The 15,632-nt window shown below is 72.1% G+C and carries 14 protein-coding genes; 7 read left to right on the top strand and 7 right to left on the bottom strand.

Translation table 11 applies throughout. The features are described from left to right. The first annotated feature begins 163 nt into the window (after positions 1-163). The gene (locus EPA64_RS01705) at positions 164-2,587 is read left to right on the top strand and encodes a heavy metal translocating P-type ATPase (protein ID WP_134724491.1); all 2,424 of its coding nucleotides are present in this window, start codon (positions 164-166) and stop codon (positions 2,585-2,587) included. A 178-nt stretch (positions 2,588-2,765) separates the two neighbouring features. Here EPA64_RS01705 and EPA64_RS01700 read toward each other — a convergent pair whose 3' ends face one another. The 3 genes from EPA64_RS01700 to rpmB form a co-directional block, all read right to left on the bottom strand. Beyond that, positions 2,766-3,386 carry a copper chaperone PCu(A)C gene (locus EPA64_RS01700; RefSeq protein WP_246026562.1) on the bottom strand — a complete coding sequence of 207 codons (621 nt, stop codon included), beginning with the start codon at positions 3,384-3,386 and terminating at the stop codon, positions 2,766-2,768. Between the two features lie 40 nt (positions 3,387-3,426). Then, on the bottom strand, positions 3,427-3,765 hold the full coding sequence (locus EPA64_RS01695; RefSeq protein WP_134724490.1) for a hypothetical protein: 339 nt from the start codon (positions 3,763-3,765) through the stop codon (positions 3,427-3,429). A 118-nt stretch (positions 3,766-3,883) separates the two neighbouring features. Next, positions 3,884-4,159 (bottom strand): 50S ribosomal protein L28, encoded by a 276-nt coding sequence (gene rpmB / locus EPA64_RS01690; protein ID WP_134724489.1) that lies wholly within the window; start codon positions 4,157-4,159, stop codon positions 3,884-3,886. Between the two features lie 206 nt (positions 4,160-4,365). On the opposite strand from rpmB, the gene meaB reads away from it, so the two are divergent. Both meaB and zapE read left to right on the top strand, forming a co-directional pair. Next, complete coding sequence (gene meaB, locus EPA64_RS01685) at positions 4,366-5,367, top strand: methylmalonyl Co-A mutase-associated GTPase MeaB (protein WP_134724488.1); 1,002 nt, start codon at positions 4,366-4,368, stop codon at positions 5,365-5,367. 60 nt (positions 5,368-5,427) lie between these two features. Beyond that, positions 5,428-6,555 (top strand): cell division protein ZapE, encoded by a 1,128-nt coding sequence (gene zapE / locus EPA64_RS01680; protein WP_134724487.1) that lies wholly within the window; start codon positions 5,428-5,430, stop codon positions 6,553-6,555. Between the two features lie 5 nt (positions 6,556-6,560). On the opposite strand, the gene EPA64_RS01675 is transcribed toward zapE, so the two are convergent. From EPA64_RS01675 to accD, 4 genes are all read right to left on the bottom strand, one after another. After that, positions 6,561-7,469, bottom strand: coding sequence for a Hint domain-containing protein (locus EPA64_RS01675; protein ID WP_134724486.1), 909 nt, complete (start codon positions 7,467-7,469; stop codon positions 6,561-6,563). A 129-nt stretch (positions 7,470-7,598) separates the two neighbouring features. Beyond that, entirely contained in the window at positions 7,599-8,630 is a 1,032-nt protein-coding gene (locus tag EPA64_RS01670; RefSeq protein ID WP_134724485.1) for an ATP-binding protein, read from the bottom strand. An 83-nt stretch (positions 8,631-8,713) separates the two neighbouring features. Beyond that, a complete protein-coding gene (locus EPA64_RS01665) occupies positions 8,714-9,991 on the bottom strand; it encodes a bifunctional folylpolyglutamate synthase/dihydrofolate synthase (protein WP_134724484.1) in 1,278 nt (425 codons plus the stop codon). 7 nt (positions 9,992-9,998) lie between these two features. Then, a complete protein-coding gene (gene accD / locus EPA64_RS01660) occupies positions 9,999-10,982 on the bottom strand; it encodes an acetyl-CoA carboxylase, carboxyltransferase subunit beta (protein WP_134724483.1) in 984 nt (327 codons plus the stop codon). 91 nt (positions 10,983-11,073) lie between these two features. Between accD and cls the strand changes: the two genes are divergently transcribed. From cls to EPA64_RS01640, 4 genes are all read left to right on the top strand, one after another. Next, a complete protein-coding gene (cls, locus tag EPA64_RS01655; protein ID WP_134724482.1) occupies positions 11,074-12,501 on the top strand; it encodes a cardiolipin synthase in 1,428 nt (475 codons plus the stop codon). Between the two features lie 83 nt (positions 12,502-12,584). Continuing rightward, positions 12,585-14,318, top strand: a complete 1,734-nt coding sequence (ilvD, locus tag EPA64_RS01650) for a dihydroxy-acid dehydratase (protein WP_134724481.1) — start codon at positions 12,585-12,587, stop codon at positions 14,316-14,318. 9 nt (positions 14,319-14,327) lie between these two features. Further along, positions 14,328-15,116 carry a DUF6478 family protein gene (locus EPA64_RS01645; protein ID WP_134724480.1) on the top strand — a complete coding sequence of 263 codons (789 nt, stop codon included), beginning with the start codon at positions 14,328-14,330 and terminating at the stop codon, positions 15,114-15,116. Positions 15,117-15,127: 11 nt separating this feature from the next. After that, positions 15,128-15,511: a hypothetical protein gene (locus EPA64_RS01640; protein WP_134724479.1), complete on the top strand. Its 384-nt coding sequence runs from the start codon at positions 15,128-15,130 to the stop codon at positions 15,509-15,511. The last annotated feature ends 121 nt before the right edge of the window (positions 15,512-15,632 follow it).

Here is a 15,632-nt window from a genome sequence, read left to right as displayed (position 1 = left end):
CCGCGCAACCGGCGCGCCAGCGCGCAGACCATGCCGATCCGCCCCCCGGTGCTTCTGGCGCCGCCCCGCCCGCACGAGGCCGCAAGCCGCCCGCCCGGCCGGCCGCAGGCGCCGCCCCTGTTCCTCTTTGTCCGCAACGCAAGTTCCGACCAAAGAGGATACCATGACACAACAGATCGAACTGCAGCTTGAAGGGCTGAGCTGCGCGTCCTGCGTCGGCCGTGCCGAACGCGCGCTGACGGCCGTTCCCGGCGTTTCCGGCGCGTCCGTCAACCTGGCCACGCACCGGGCGCGGATCACGCTGGATGACGGCGCCGCCCTTGGCCCCGCGACCCAGGCGCTGGCCCGCGCCGGCTATCCGGCCGAGCTGGCCACCACCCGCCTTGCGGTCGAGGGGATGACCTGCGCGTCCTGCACCGGCCGCGTCGAACGCGCGCTGACCGCCCTGCCCGGCGTCACGGCGGCGGCGGCGAACCTGGCCACGCGGTCGGTCAGCGTGACCCATGCGCCCGGCGTGACCCCGGCGGCGCTGGCCGGTGCGGTGACGCGCGCGGGCTATGCCGCGACCCCGCCCGACGCGGCGGATGCCGCAGCGCCTGCGTCGGGCCCCGACGAGACGACCCGGCTGCGCCGCAGCCTTGTGCTGTCCGCCGTGCTGACCCTGCCCCTGTTCATCCTGGAAATGGGCGGGCATCTTTATCCGCCGTTTCACCATGGGCTGATGGATGCCGTCGGCTCGCGGCCGCTGTGGATCGTCCAGTTCGTGCTGGCCTTCGCGGTGCTGGCGGTGCCGGGGCGGGTCTTTTTCGCCCACGGCATCCCCGCCCTGCTGCGCGGCGCGCCCGAGATGAACAGCCTTGTCGCACTGGGCGCGGGGGCGGCGTTCCTGTATTCCACCGTCGCGACCTTTGCGCCCGGACTGCTGCCCCCGGACGCGCGCCATGTGTATTTCGAGGCCGCGGCCGTCATCGTCACCCTGATCCTGCTGGGCCGCTGGCTAGAGGCGCGGGCCCGCGGCAATGCCGGCCAGGCGATCCGGCGGCTGGTCGAGCTTGCGCCCGCCGAGGCGCGGGCGATCCGCGGCGGCGCGGCCGTGACCGTCCCCGTGGCGGAACTCGTGCACGGCGATCTGGTGCAGCTTGTGCCCGGCGAACGCGTCGCCGTCGATGGCGAGGTGGTCGAGGGCACGGGCGCGATCGACGAATCCATGCTGACCGGCGAGCCGCTGCCCGTCACCAAGGCGCCCGGCGCACGGGTCACGGGCGGCACGCTGAACGGGCCGTCGGCGCTGACCTATCGCGTGACCGCGACCGGGGCCGACACCGCGCTGGCCCGCATCGTGCGCCTGGTCGAGGACGCGCAGGCCGCCAAGCTGCCGGTGCAGGCGCTGGTGGACCGGGTGACGCGCGTCTTTGTGCCGGTGGTGATGGCGCTGGCGGTGCTGGCCTTCGGGCTGTGGCTGGCCTTCGGCCCCGACCCGGCCCTGCCCCATGCGGTCGTCGCCGCGATCTCGGTCCTGATCATCGCCTGCCCCTGTGCGATGGGGCTGGCGGTGCCGATGTCGATCATGGTCGGCACCGGGCGGGGGGCCGAACTGGGCATCCTGTTCCGCCGCGGCGACGCGCTGCAACGGCTGGCGGATGCGCGGATTGTGGCCTTTGACAAGACCGGGACACTGACCCAGGGGCGACCGGCGCTGGTCGCGCTGGACACGGCGGGCATCGACCGGGCGCAGGCGCTGCGCCTGGCCGCCGGGGCCGAGGCGCGGTCCGAACACCCGCTGGCCGCGGCCGTGCTGGCGGCGGCGCGCGACGAGGGGATCACGCCGCCGCAGGCGCAGGACGTGGCCGCGCAGGCGGGTCACGGCCTGACCGCCACGGTCGAGGGGCGCGCCGTGCTGATCGGCAACCTCCGGGCGCTGGAACAGGGCGGCGTCGCCCCCGACGCCACGCTGGTCGCCCGCGCGGATGCGCTGTCGGCCGATGCCGCGACGCCGGTGCATCTGGCCGTGGACGGCCGCCATGTCGCGGTGATGGGCATGGCCGACCCGGTGCGCGAAACCTCAAAGGCTGCGGTGGACGCGCTGCACGGCATGGGCCTGCAGACGGCCATGATCTCGGGCGACGTGCCCGCGGCGGCGCAGGCGGTCGGCGGGCGGCTGGGGATCGACCGCGTGCTGGGCGGCGTCCTGCCCGCAGGCAAGCTGGACGCGATCCGCGCGATGGGGCCGGGCAGCGTCTTTGTCGGCGACGGCATCAACGACGCCCCGGCGCTGGCCGCCGCCGAAACCGGCATCGCCATTGGCACCGGCACCGACGTCGCGATCGAGGCGGCCGAGGTCGTGCTGTCTTCCGGCGATCCCGCCGGGGTGGCGCGCGCGGTCCGCCTCAGCCGCGCGGTGATGCGCAACATCCGGCAGAACCTGTTCTGGGCATTCGCCTATAACGTTGCGCTGATCCCGGTGGCGATGGGCGCGCTGGTCCCGTTCGGCGGGCCGCAGCTGTCGCCGATGCTGGGCGCGGGCGCGATGGCGCTGTCGTCGGTGTTCGTCGTGACCAACGCCCTGCGCCTGCGGCGTTTTGCCTGAGGGTGCGGATGCGCGCGGTTGCGCCCGTCCCGCGCGATTCACCGCGGCCGGGAAACGCCCGCGCCTGAGCCGCGCGCGGGGATGAACGATTGCCCGCCGGCCATGACAAGGGCGGGCGCATGCCCAGACGCAACAAGGGCCGGGAGATCCCCCGGCCCTTGCCCGCGCTTTCCGGCGATCAGTTCGACGGCTGGCCGTGCGCCTGGCCGTGGTCCATGCCCGCGTGCCCGGCCGCCCCCGCCTTCGCCGCCCCGGCCTGCCCCCCCCCGGCCTGGGTCGCCATGCCCGCGGCGTTGTCCACCGGCACCGTCACCGGAACCTGCCCGCAATCCCCCAGATCCAGCGTCAGCGCCACGCTGTCGCCATCGGCCAAGGGCCGGTTCAGCCCCATGAACATGACATGGTCGCCGCCGCGGGCCAGCGCGTGGCTGCCGCCCGCCGGGACGGTCGCGCCGTCCAGCGGGACCATCTTCATCACCCCGCCCTCGTCCTTGTGGGTGTGCAGTTCGACCCGCTGGGCCACGTCCGACGTCACGCCGCGCAGGGTGCAGGCGCTGGTCCCGGCGTTGGTCAGCGTCATGAAGGCCGCCCCGGTCTGCTGATTGGCCGAACGCGCATAGGCGTCCGTCACGGTGATCGGCCCGGCGGGCGCCGGCGCGGCCTCGGCCGGGGTGGTCATCGCGGCAAGGGTCAGCGTTTCCGGGCCGCTGGCGGATTTCGCCGGATCGTGGGCCGCGCAGGCAAGGGCGGACAGGGGCAGCAGGGCCGCAAGCGCGGCAAGGGTCAGCTTGGTTTTCATCTCGGTCGCTTTCGCTAAAGGGTGGGGTTCGGCAGGTCACTCAGACCTGCGCGGGCGGCCCCCGCCCCTGCCGGGGCCGCGGCCCCCGCCCATCCAGCGCCACGCGCGGCGCCAACGCCCCGACCCGGTGCCCGCCCTGCGGCGGGACCGGCTGCGCGGCGGGGCTTGCCACCGCTTCCAGCAGCGACAGCGCCATGTCGGGGCAGACCATCGTCCGTCCGACCGGCTGCCCATCGGAATCGACCGATTGCACGACCGCCGCGCCGCCCGCGCACAGCACGATCTGCCCGGCCACGCGCGCCTGCCCGCGGGCCGCGCCCAGCGACAGGCCGGTGACGACCAGCAGCAGAATCAGCGAAAGATGCAGCGCGCGTTTCATCCCGCACAGGATTAGCGCGGGCGTGGGGCGCGCGCAAACCGCCGCGCGGCGGACCGCAGGCGGCAAACGCCAACGGCCCCGCCGGTCGGCGGGGCCGTTGACAAGACTGAAATGCGGATCAGGCCTTGGCCAGCTCGCGCTTGATCTTCAGCGCGCGGGCGGACAGCTCGTCGTCCTTGGCCTTGCCCAGGAACGCGTCCAGACCGCCGCGATGGTCCACCGACCGCAGCGCCGCGGCCGAGATGCGCAGCGAATAGGACTGGCCCAGCTTGTCCGACATCAGCGTGACATCGTTCAGGTTCGGCAGGAAACGCCGGCGGGTCTTGTTGTTGGCATGAGAGACGTTGTTGCCGGTCATCGGCCCCTTGCCGGTCAGTTCGCAGACGCGCGACATGATCTTGCTTCCTTCGTTTGCAGCGTCCGGTCACCCGGGCGGGTCCGGGGCCGGAAAATGAAAGGGCGCCTGCCAAGGCAGCGCCCGGAAATCCGTTGCGCGTGATTAGGGGCCGGACGCCCGCGCGTCAAGCCCGAATCGCGGCACCGGCCCCCGCGGGGGGCTGTGCGGCGCCGCTTGGCAAGCGCCTGCCCACGTCCTACGACATGGCCGCAGCAACCGACAGGACGGGCGCCGTGGACGACCAGACCCAGACACTGGCCAGCCGGCTGGCCGCAGGCGACCGTCGCGCGCTGGCCCGCGCGATCACGCTGATCGAAAGCACCCGCGCCGACCACCGCGACCAGTCGGTGGCGCTGCTGGCGGCGCTGCCGCCGCGCCAGGCGCTGCGGATCGGGATGTCGGGCACGCCGGGCGTGGGCAAGTCCACCCTGATCGAGGCGTTCGGCCTGATGCTGACCGGCACCTGCCTGCGGGTCGCGGTGCTGGCGGTCGATCCGTCGTCGGCGCGGTCGGGCGGGTCGATCCTGGGCGACAAGACCCGGATGGAGCGGTTGAGCCGCGATCCGAACGCCTTCATCCGCCCCTCGCCCTCGCGGGCGGAACTGGGCGGCGTCGCGCGCCGCACGCGCGAGACGATCCGCCTGGCCGAGGCGGCGGGGTTCGACGTGGTGCTGGTCGAGACGGTGGGCGTCGGCCAGTCCGAAACGCTGGTCGCCGACATGACCGACCTGTTCATCCTGCTGCTGGCCCCGGCCGGGGGGGACGAACTGCAAGGGGTCAAGCGCGGCATCATGGAAATGGCCGACCTGATCCTGGTCAACAAGGCCGATGGCGATCTGCGCGCCGCGGCCTTGCGGACTGTCGCCGATTACGCGGGGGCCCTGCGGCTGCTGCGGCGGCGGCCGCAAGACCCGCCGGGTTTCCCCAAGGCGATGCCGGTGTCCGCCCTGGACGGCGTCGGGTTGGCGCAGGCGTGGGACGAGATGCGCGCCCTGGCCGACTGGCGCCGCGCCCACGGCCATTTCGACCGCCGCCGCGCCGATCAGGCCGAACGCTGGTTCCTGTCCGAGGTGCGCGCCGGGCTGCTGGCGCGCCTGTCCCACCCCCGGACCGCCGCGCGGCTGGCCGATCTGGGCGCGCAGGTCGCGGCCGGCCACGCCGACCCGGTGGCGGCGGCGGCAACGATGCTCGCCTCGCTGGACTAGGGGCGCGCGGCGGCGCAAATCGGCTTGCGGCAGGCCGGGTTCTTTGGCACCCGTCGCGGCATGGACAGCCCTTCCACCGCAAACCCCGGTCCCGTCACCGCGCTCTACGAGGCGCGCGTGACCGCGGGGCGGCTGGTCGCCGATCCGGCGCAGCGGGCGATCCTGCCCGCGCTGGACGGGCTGGTCGCGGGCCTGTCCGACGCGCCGCCCCCCGCGGCCGCGCGCGCGGGCTGGCTGGGCCGGATGCTGGGCGGCGGCGCGGCCGCGACCGCAGCCCCGGGACCGCGGGGCCTTTACCTTTGGGGCGGGGTCGGCCGGGGCAAGTCCATGCTGATGGACCTGGTCACCGAGGCCGCGCCCACCGCCGCGAAACGCCGGGTGCATTTCCACGGCTTCATGCAAGAGGTGCAGGCCGGACTGACCGCCGCCCGCCAGTCGGGCGCGCCCGACGCCGTCCGCCCGGTGGCCGAGGCGATCGCCGCCAGCACCCGGCTGTTCTGCTTTGACGAGATGCAGATCACCGACATCGCCGACGCCATGATCGTGGGGCGGCTGTTCCAGATCCTGTTCGACAAGGGCGTGACGGTCGTCACCACCTCGAACCGGGTGCCCGAAGACCTCTACAAGCACGGGCTGAACCGGCAGCTGTTCCTGCCCTTCATCGCGCTGATCCGCGAACGCATGGACGTGGTCCGGCTGGACAGCCCCATCGACCACCGGCAGGACCGGCTGGCGGGCGGGCAGGTCTGGTTCGTGCCCGCCGACACCATCGCCCGCGCCAGCATCGACGCGCTGTGGGCAGAGTTGACCGAGTGCCCCGATCCCGAACCGCTGCGCATCGAGGTCAAGGGCAGGATCGTCGAACTGCCCGCCGGATGCGACCGCGTGGCCCGCGCCGGGTTCTGGGATCTGTGCGGCAAGCCACTGGGACCGGGCGATTTCCTGGCGCTGGCGCAGGCGGTCGACGTGCTGATGCTGGACGGCATCCCGCGGCTGGGGTCGCAGAACTATGACGCCGCCAAGCGCTTTGTCACCCTGATCGACACGCTCTACGAGGCGCGGGTCCGGCTGATCGCCTCGGCCGCGGACGAACCGGAGCGGCTGTATATCGAGGGCGAGGGCAGCTTCGAGTTCGAGCGCACCGCCAGCCGCCTGCGCGAGATGCGCGGGGCGGACTGGGGCCGCTGACCGGGTCACGCCGGGACGCGGATTGCGCGCAGCACATCCTTGCGACGGGCGAAAGGCCGCGCCGGGGACATCGGGTTTTCGCCCCGCGCCAGCGACGGGAACACCGCCGTCAGTTCGTCCCGCTGCGGCTGCGACAGGGCGCGCAGCGCCTGCGGCCCGGTGAACAGCGATTCCGCCGCCACCCCCTCGGCCAGCAGGATGGCGTGACCGGCCAGCGCCAGATGGCAATAGGTGACGGCGCGCGCGTCCGTCAGCACGTCGATGCCCGGCATGGCGGCCTCAGCAAGGTGCCGGGCGGCGGCCAGGACGCCGCGCCCCTCGTCCCCCGCGACCCCGCGCATCAGGATGCGGTGCTGGGGCGAGACGGTCAGGTCGCGGCGCGGCAGGCCAGCCCCCAGCGCGCCCGCCGCAATGCGGACCGGCCGCAGGTTCGGGGCGCGGTCCAGCGCATCGGCGTCCAGATGGCGCTGCCCGGCCCACAGCACCGGCTGCGCGCCGTCGTCCACGGTCAGCACCAGGTCGCCCGCGCGGATGGTTTCCACCGGCCGCGGGCCGCCCGGCGTCGCGATCAGCGTGCCGGCCGCAAAGCAGATCGCCAGCGCGTCGGGATCGACCGGCCTGAAAAGATGCCGCAACGCCCCCAGCGCGGGGCGGGCGTCGTCGCCGGCCTGATAGCGGGTGCGGGAATACAGGACGCCGGAGCTGAAGTTCCCCAGCTTGACGCCCTGCCACAGCGCCTGCGCGGACCCGCCGTTGTGCCACGGCATGTCACGGGTGGCGACGGTCCAGTCCAAGGGCGAGATCAGCCCGTCGCCGTTCAGATCCTTGACCGAGATGGTCGTGGCGACCGAGTCGCACTGGACGATCCCGTTCACCACGCGGGTCATGTAAAGTTCGGCGGTAATCGACTTCATTCGATCGCTTTCGCAGCGCCGCTGGCGGCACCACGCCGCCTCGGACTGGCACGATCGATCGCACCCCGGCAGTCACAAATCCATATGACCGCTAAGATTGTATCTTGTTTTCAGATAGTTAACGCGGAATTAAGCGCCCTGCCCCGGCCCGCTCCCGGTATCAGGCCAGGTCACGATGACCGTGGTGCCGGCGGGACCGCTGTCGCGGTGCAACTGCCCGCCCAGCTGTTCGGCAAACGCCGCGACCAGCAGGCTGCCGACGCCGCGCGGGCGGGCATCGCCCGGCCCGGCGGCCGCCGCCTCGACGCCGACGCCGTCATCGGCGACGGTCAGGCGCAGCCGGTTGTCCGCGCCGCGATCCAGCGCCACCGTCAGCCGGCCGGGGCGAGCGTCGGGAAAGGCGTATTTCATCGCATTTGTCATCAGTTCGTTGACCAGCAGGCCCAGCGGCGCCGCCTGCGCCGTCGGCAGCGTCAGCGGGGCGACCTGGCAGTCGATCTCGACCTGGCCGGGCTGGCCGATCGACCCGGCGACGGCGTTGACCACCTGCGACAGATAGGGCGCGGCCTCGACCATCTCGACCGCCGCGGTGTTGCTGAGCGCGCGATACAGCGTCGAAACCGCCTGCAACCGGTTCTGCAGGCGCGCGATGGGGGCGCTGCCGGGGTCATCGGGGTCCAGCAGCTGCGCCTCCATCCGCACGATGGACCCGATCATCGCCAGCGTGTTCATGACGCGGTGGTTCACCTCGACCAGCAGGCGCTCGGCGCGGGCGGTGGCCTCGGCGCGTTCGGCCTCGGCGCGCCGCTGGGCGGTGATGTCGCGGAAGACCAGCGCGAAATGCCCCTGAGGGGCGACCGGGGTCGCAAAGACGTCGAACCAGCGGCCCATCGGCGCCGAATGGCTTTGGAAACGGGCGGGCGTGCCGGCGGCGACCGCGCCATAGGTCTGGAACCACTCCTCCTCGAGATCGGGGACCAGTTCGCGCGCGGTGCGCCCGACGGCCGATGCCAGTCCGGTCATCGTGTCGAACTGCGGATTGGTGTCGAGAAAACGGTAATCGACCGCCCTGCCGTCGGCGTCGCGGATGATCTCGCACAGGCAATAGCCCTGGTCGATGGCCGTGAACAGCGTCTCGAAATGGGCAGAGGTCTTGACCATGATTCACGATCCCGCGGGCTTTCCAGACAGTTACCGCGCCATGCCCGCCCTGCGCCAGCGCCGGCGCATCCGTGCGGCGGGGTTCAGCCGTTGTCGCGCAGCACCCGCCCGGCTAGATACAGCGATCCGCAGACCAGCAGCCGGGCGCCCGGATGGGCGGCGGACAGCGTGGCGACGGCCGCGCCCACGTCTGGCGCGGATGCCGCGGGGATGCCCGCCCGGGCGGCCGCGGCCTGCGTCGCCGCGGCCGGCAGGGTCGCCGCCTCGCCGGGGATCGTGACGGCGGTCAGGCTGGCCGCGACCGGGGCCAGCGCCCGCATATAGCCCGAGACGTCCTTGGTGTTCAGCATCCCGCAGACCAGATGCGTGGGACGGCGGGGCATCGCGGCCAGCGTCGCGGCGACGGCGGCCCCGCCCGCCGGGTTATGGCCGCCGTCCAGCCACAATTCGCAGCCCCGCGCGGCCGCCGCCTGCGCAAGCGGGCCGTGCGTCAGGCGCTGCATCCGCGCGGGCCAGTCGGCGCGGGTGACGGCGGCGGCGGCCTGATCCTGCCCCAGCCCCAGTTCACGCAGGCAGGCGATGGCGGTGCCCGCGTTGTCGATCTGATGCGGGCCCGGCAGGACCGGCAGCGGCAGGTCCAGCAACCCGCGTTCGTCCTGAAAGACCAGCGCGTCGCCGTCGCGCGCGGCGGTCCAGTGCTGGCCCGCGACCGACAGCGCGCAGCCCAGCCGCGCCGCCCGCGCCTCGATCACCGCCCGCGCGGCGTCGTCCTGGCGGGCGACCACGCAGGGCACGCCGCGTTTCAGGATGCCCGCCTTTTCGCCCGCGATCTCGGGCAGCGTCTCACCCAGATACTGGGTGTGGTCGATGCTGACCGGCGTGATGGCGCACAGCCGCGGCCGGTCGATGACGTTGGTCGCGTCCAGCCGCCCGCCCAGGCCCACCTCGAGCAGCGTGAAATCCGCGGGCGTGCGCGAAAACGCCAGGAACGCCGCTGCCGTCGTCACCTCGAAGAAGGTGATCGGGCGGCCGGCGTTCACCGCCTCGACCTCGGCCAGGGTGTCGGCCAGCGCCGCATCGCCGATCAGCGCGCCCGCCAGCCGGATGCGTTCGTTGAAATACGCCAGATGCGGCGAGGTATAGGCATGGACGCGCAGCCCCGCGGATTCCAGCCCCGCGCGGATCATCGCCTGCGTGGACCCCTTGCCGTTCGTCCCCGCGATGTGGATCGCGGGCGGGATGGCGCGCTGCGGATCGCCCAGATCGGCCAGCAGCGCGATCATGCGGTCCAGCGACAGGTCGATGACCTTGGGGTGCAGGGTCGTCAGCCGCGAAAGGATCGCGTCGGTGGCCGCCGACATGGCGCGGTCAGGCCTTGGCGGCGGCGGGCGCGGGTGTCGCGCCCTCGGTGGCGGCCGAGGCGTCGTCGTCGGGCGCCGCATCCGCGTCGGGCAGCGCGGACGGGATCACGCCCGGCGCGGGCAGGTCGGCCACGATGGGCGCGGACTGGCGCGTCAGCATCCGCAGGATGGTCACCAGTTCCTCGCGCAGTTTCTTGCGGTGCGTCACGCGGTCCAGCATCCCGTGTTCCAGCAGGTATTCGGCGCGCTGGAACCCCTCGGGCAGCTTTTCGCGGATCGTCTGCTCGATCACGCGGGGACCGGCGAAACAGATCAGCGCGTTCGGCTCGGCGATCTGGACGTCGCCCAGCATCGCATAGGACGCGGTGACGCCACCGGTCGTCGGATGGGTCAGCACGACGACATAAGGCAGCCGCGCCTCGCGCAGCATCTGCACGGCGACGGTGGTGCGCGGCATCTGCATCAGCGACAGGATGCCTTCCTGCATCCGCGCGCCCCCGGCGGCCGAAAACAGCACCAGCGGGCGTTTCAGCTTCACGGCGCGCTCGGCGGCGGCGACGATGGCGTTGCCGACATACATCCCCATCGACCCGGCCATGAAGGAAAAATCCTGCGCGGCGGCGACGATGGGGGTGCGGCCCATCTCGCCCTCGGCGACCAGCATCGCTTCGCGCTCGCCGGTCGATTTCTGGGCGGATTTCATCCGGTCGGGGTATTTCTTCTGGTCCTTGAACCCCAGCGGGTCGGCCACCGGCTCGGGCACCTTCACCTCGGTGAACACGCCGCCGTCGAACAGCGCGGTAAAGCGCGCGCGGGGCGTGATCGCCAGGTGATGATCGCAGTTGGTGCAGACGTTCAGGTTGTCGGCCAGTTCGCGGTGAAACAGCATGGTCCCGCATTCGGGGCACTTGGTCCACAGGTTCTCGGGCACCTCGCGGCGCGAGAACAACGAGTTGATGCGCGGCCGGACATAGTTGGTGATCCAGTTCATGCTGCAACCTTCCGCTGTTCCTGCACCGTCGGTCAGATAGGCCGCGGCGGGCCTGATTGCAATCGGCGCCCTGGCCGGTCCAGATGCCGCCATGTGGGCGCAGATCGGCGTATGGCTTCATATCGTGGCGGGGCTGGGGTTCGGCATCCGGGTGCTGATGCGCCCCCGGCTTGAACCGTCAGTCCGGCTGGCCTGGATCCTGGTGATCGAGTCGCTGCCCCTTGTCGGCATCGTGGCCTATCTGTTCTTCGGCGAGATCCGCATGAACCGCCGCGAACGCCAGCGCCGCGCCGACATCCGCGCGCGGCTGACCGGCCTGCGCGGCCCCGAGGCGGTGGCGCTGGCCGAGGTGCCGCCCTTTGCCCAGCCGGTGCTGGCCGCGAACCGCGCCGCGGGCGGGTTCCGCGCGCTGGCCGGCAACGCGGTTCACCTGCTGCCCGAGGATGACGGCGCCATCGACGAGCTGGTCGCGGCCATCGACGCGGCCGTCGACCACGTCCACCTGCTGTTCTATATCTGGCTGCCCGACCGGTCCGGCGTCCGCGTGGCGCAAGCCGCCGCCCGTGCGGCCGCGCGGGGCGTCACGGTGCGGGTGCTGGTCGACGCGCTGGGGTCGCGCGGCTTCATGCGGTCGCCGCACTGGGCCGCGCTGCGCCGCGCCGGCGCGCTGTGCCACGGCGCGGGGGCGATCCGGCTGCCGCTGGTGCAGGCGCTGATCCAGCGCATCGACCTGCGCAACCACCGCAAGATCGTGGTGATCGACCACGCCATCGGCATGACCGGCAGCCGCAACTGCGCCGACGCGGCCTTCGCGGTCAAACCCCGGTTCGCCCCCTGGATCGACGTCATGCTGCGGGTCGAGGGGCCGGTCGTGCACCAGATGCAGGGCGTGTTCCTGCAGGACTGGATGAGCGCGACGGGCGAGGATCTGGGCCCGATGCTGACCCGCGACCCGCCCGCCCCCGCGGGGACCGGGATCGCGCAGGTCGTGGCGACCGGGCCGGACGTGCGCCGCGGCTCGCTGGCCGACTGCATGGCGACGATGATCCACGGCGCGCGGCGCTCGATCACCATCTCGACGCCCTATTACGTCCCCGTCCCGGCGCTGGACGCGGCGATCCGGGGGGCGGCGCTGCGCGGCGTGCGGGTGACGATGATCCTGCCCGCGCGCAACGATTCGCTGCTGGTCGGCGCGACCAGCGAGGGGTTTTTCTGGGGGCTGGCACAGGCGGGCGTGCGGCTGATGCTGTTCGGGCCGGGCCTGCTGCACGCCAAGATCATCACCGTGGACGGGTGCATGGCGATGGTCGGGTCCGCCAACCTGGACCGCCGCAGCTTTGAGCTGAACTATGAGATGAACCTGATGATCGTGGATCAGGCCACCACGGCGGAACTGGACCGGCGCCAGCAAAGCTATGTCGCGCGCGCCAGACCCCTGCGGCTGGCGGCCATCAGGCGCTGGACGCCGTGGCGGCGGCTGCGCAACAACCTGCTGGCGCTGGCCTCGCCCCTGTTGTGAGGCCGGGCGCGCGCCCCGGCCATCCCGCCCTTGCCCCCCTGCGCCCGCGCGACTATTCCCGTGCCAAGCCAAGGGGGATAGCCATGCACAACACGCGCTTCGACAAGTCGAAACTGCCCAGTCGCCACGTGACCGAGGGGCCGGCGCGCGCCGCGCATCGCAGCTATCTCTATGCGATGGGCCTGTCCGAGGAAGAGATCCACCAGCCCCTGGTCGGCGTCGCCACCTGCTGGAACGAGGCCGCGCCCTGCAACATCTCGCTGAACCGCCAGGCGCAGGTCGTCAAGATGGGCGTCAAGAAGGGCGGCGGCACGCCCCGCGAGTTCACCACCATCACCGTCACCGACGGCATCGCGATGGGGCACGAGGGGATGCGGTCGTCGCTGGCCTCGCGCGACGCCATCGCGGACACGGTGGAACTGACCATGCGCGGGCATTGCTATGACGCGCTGGTGGGGCTGGCGGGCTGCGACAAATCCCTGCCGGGGATGATGATGGCGATGGTGCGGCTGAACGTGCCCAGCGTGTTCATCTACGGCGGCTCGATCCTGCCCGGCCGCTATCAGGGCCGCGACATCACGGTGCAGGACATGTTCGAGGCGGCGGGCAAGCACGCGGCCGGGCTGATCTCGGACGCGGAACTGGACATCATGGAGCGCGTGGCCTGCCCGTCCTCGGGCGCCTGCGGGGCGCAATACACGGCGAACACGATGGCCTGCGTGTCCGAGGCGATCGGGCTGGCGCTGCTGAACTCCTCGGGTGCGCCCGCCCCTTACGAATCCCGCGACCAGTTCTGCGACGCTTCGGGCGTGGCGGTGATGAACCTGATCGAAAAGAACATCCGCGCCCGCGACATCGTCACCCGCAAGTCGCTGGAAAACGCCGCCCGCGTCGTGGCCTGCACCGGCGGGTCCACCAACGGCGGCCTGCACCTGCCCGCCATCGCGCATGAGGCGGGGATCGACTTCGACCTGTTCGACGTCTGCGACATCTTCCACGACACGCCCTATTTCGTGAACCTGCGCCCGGGCGGCGAATATGTCGCCAAAGACCTGTTCGAGGTCGGCGGCATCCCCGTCGTGATGAAGGAACTGGCCAAGGCCGGGCTGCTGCATCTCGACTGCATCACCGCATCGGGCCGGTCCCTGGGCGAGGAGCTGGAGGAAATCCGCGGCGAACCGGACGGAAAGGTCATCCACCCGGTCGCCACGCCCCTGACGAAAACCGGCGGCGTCGTCGGCCTGCGCGGCAACCTTGCCCCCGAGGGCGCGATCGTCAAGGTCGCGGGGATGAGCGAGGCCGATCAAGTCTTCACCGGCCCCGCGCTGGTCTTTGAATGCGAGGAGGACGCGTTCGAGGCCGTCCAGTCCCGCAGCTATGCCGAAGGCTGCGTTTTCGTCATCCGCAACGAGGGCCCGGCGGGCGGGCCGGGCATGCGCGAGATGCTGGCCACGACCGCCGCGCTGTCGGGCCAGGGCATGGGCAAAAAGGTCGCGCTGATCACCGACGGCCGCTTTTCGGGCGCGACACGCGGGTTCTGCGTGGGCCATGTCGGCCCCGAGGCGGCGCATGGCGGCCCCATCGCGCTGATCCGCAACGGCGACATGATCACCCTGAACGCCCTGACCGGCGACCTGTCCGTAGCCCTGACCGACGCGGAACTGGCGCAGCGCAAGGCCGAATGGGCCGGGCCGCGGCAGACCGACTATAACGCCGGGGCGCTGTGGAAATACGCCCGGCTGGTCGGTTCGGCCCGCCACGGCGCCGTGACCCATCCGGGCGCCAAGGTCGAATCCCACGTCTACATGGATCAGTGAGGACAGCCGATGGCGGGCGACCTGCGCGGTTGGGCAAGACGTCAGGGCCGCGCCCGCGCGGCCCGTCAGTGGACGGCGCTGGCCGAAGCCGGGACCGATCTGCCGTCCTCGCGCCTGCGCCGCCTGTCGGATGAGGCGCGCGCCCTGCGGCTGGACCTGGACCGCTTTCTTGCCCGCGCCCGTGCCCGGCTCGACCGCATCCCCCGCGTCGGCGCGGACGTGCCCGGCCTGCCCGCCGGCACCGACTGGCACTGGCGGCCCACGTTCCTGTCGGCGCGCCTTTCGCCGTCCGGCCACGCCGCGCCCCGCGACGGCACGCGGCTGGGCGACGAGGCGGCGGTCTGGCACGATTGCCCCAACCGGGCGCTGATCCTGCGCCAGTCCGTCAACCGCGAGGCCGACGATCTGTCGCCCTTCGGGCTGCGGCTGGAAACGATGGGCTTTACCGGCAGCTTCCTGTCTATCTCGGTCGATCTGCCGCAGGCGGCGCTGGACGGGCTGTCGCGCAGCCACATCATCCGCCTGGCCCCCACGCTGAGCGTCGAGCGCCCGATGAGCATCTATGCCCGGCTGAACGTCGGCCACGGTCCCAACACCGACGAGTTGCTGCGCCATCTGGGCGACCTGACCGCCGGCCCCGCGCAGGGCACCGTGATCGAGTTCGACCTGTATTACCTGGAAATGAACGAAAAGCGGCTGCACAAGGTCTGGCTGGACCTGATCTTCGAGACGCCGCAGATGAATGCGGTGGTGCTGCGCGACCTGTTCCTGTCGCGCCACCTGCGCGCCGAAATCTGAAAGGACACGCGATGCGCGGCGACTTCACCTCGCTTGGTCTGAAATCCGGCGTGTGGGAAGGGGTGCTGACCGACGCCGACCGCCCTGGACGGGTCGCGCTGGTGCTGCATGGCCGCACGCTGGCCGAGGCGGCGGTGATCCCCGATGGCGACGGGCGCTTTCGCGTGTCCGCCGCGCTGCCGGCCGGATCGCTGGCGCAGGGCGCGCAGACCTATCTGCTGATCGCGGACGATGGCCACGCCGACGAGGGGCCGCGCCCCGGCGCGATCCGCCTTGCCGCGCTGCCCGTCATCGCGGGCGTGGCGCTGGACGAGGATCTGCGCGCCGAGATCGACCTGCTGCGGGCGGAACTGGACCTGCTGAAACGCGAGTTCCGGCGGCTGGCGGTGGCCTGAGCGGACCGGGCCGCGCTGGGGCGCCGCTGAGCGGCCCCGGGCCGCTCATGGGCGCGGCCGGTCGGCAGCACAGACCGCCGCGGGCCTGCGCCGGGACGCGGCCGGTCGGCAGCATGGACCG

Source organism: Paracoccus luteus (assembly GCF_004522155.1).
Lineage (GTDB): Bacteria > Pseudomonadota > Alphaproteobacteria > Rhodobacterales > Rhodobacteraceae > Paracoccus > Paracoccus luteus.
This window is presented reverse-complemented; position numbering and strand designations above follow the sequence as displayed.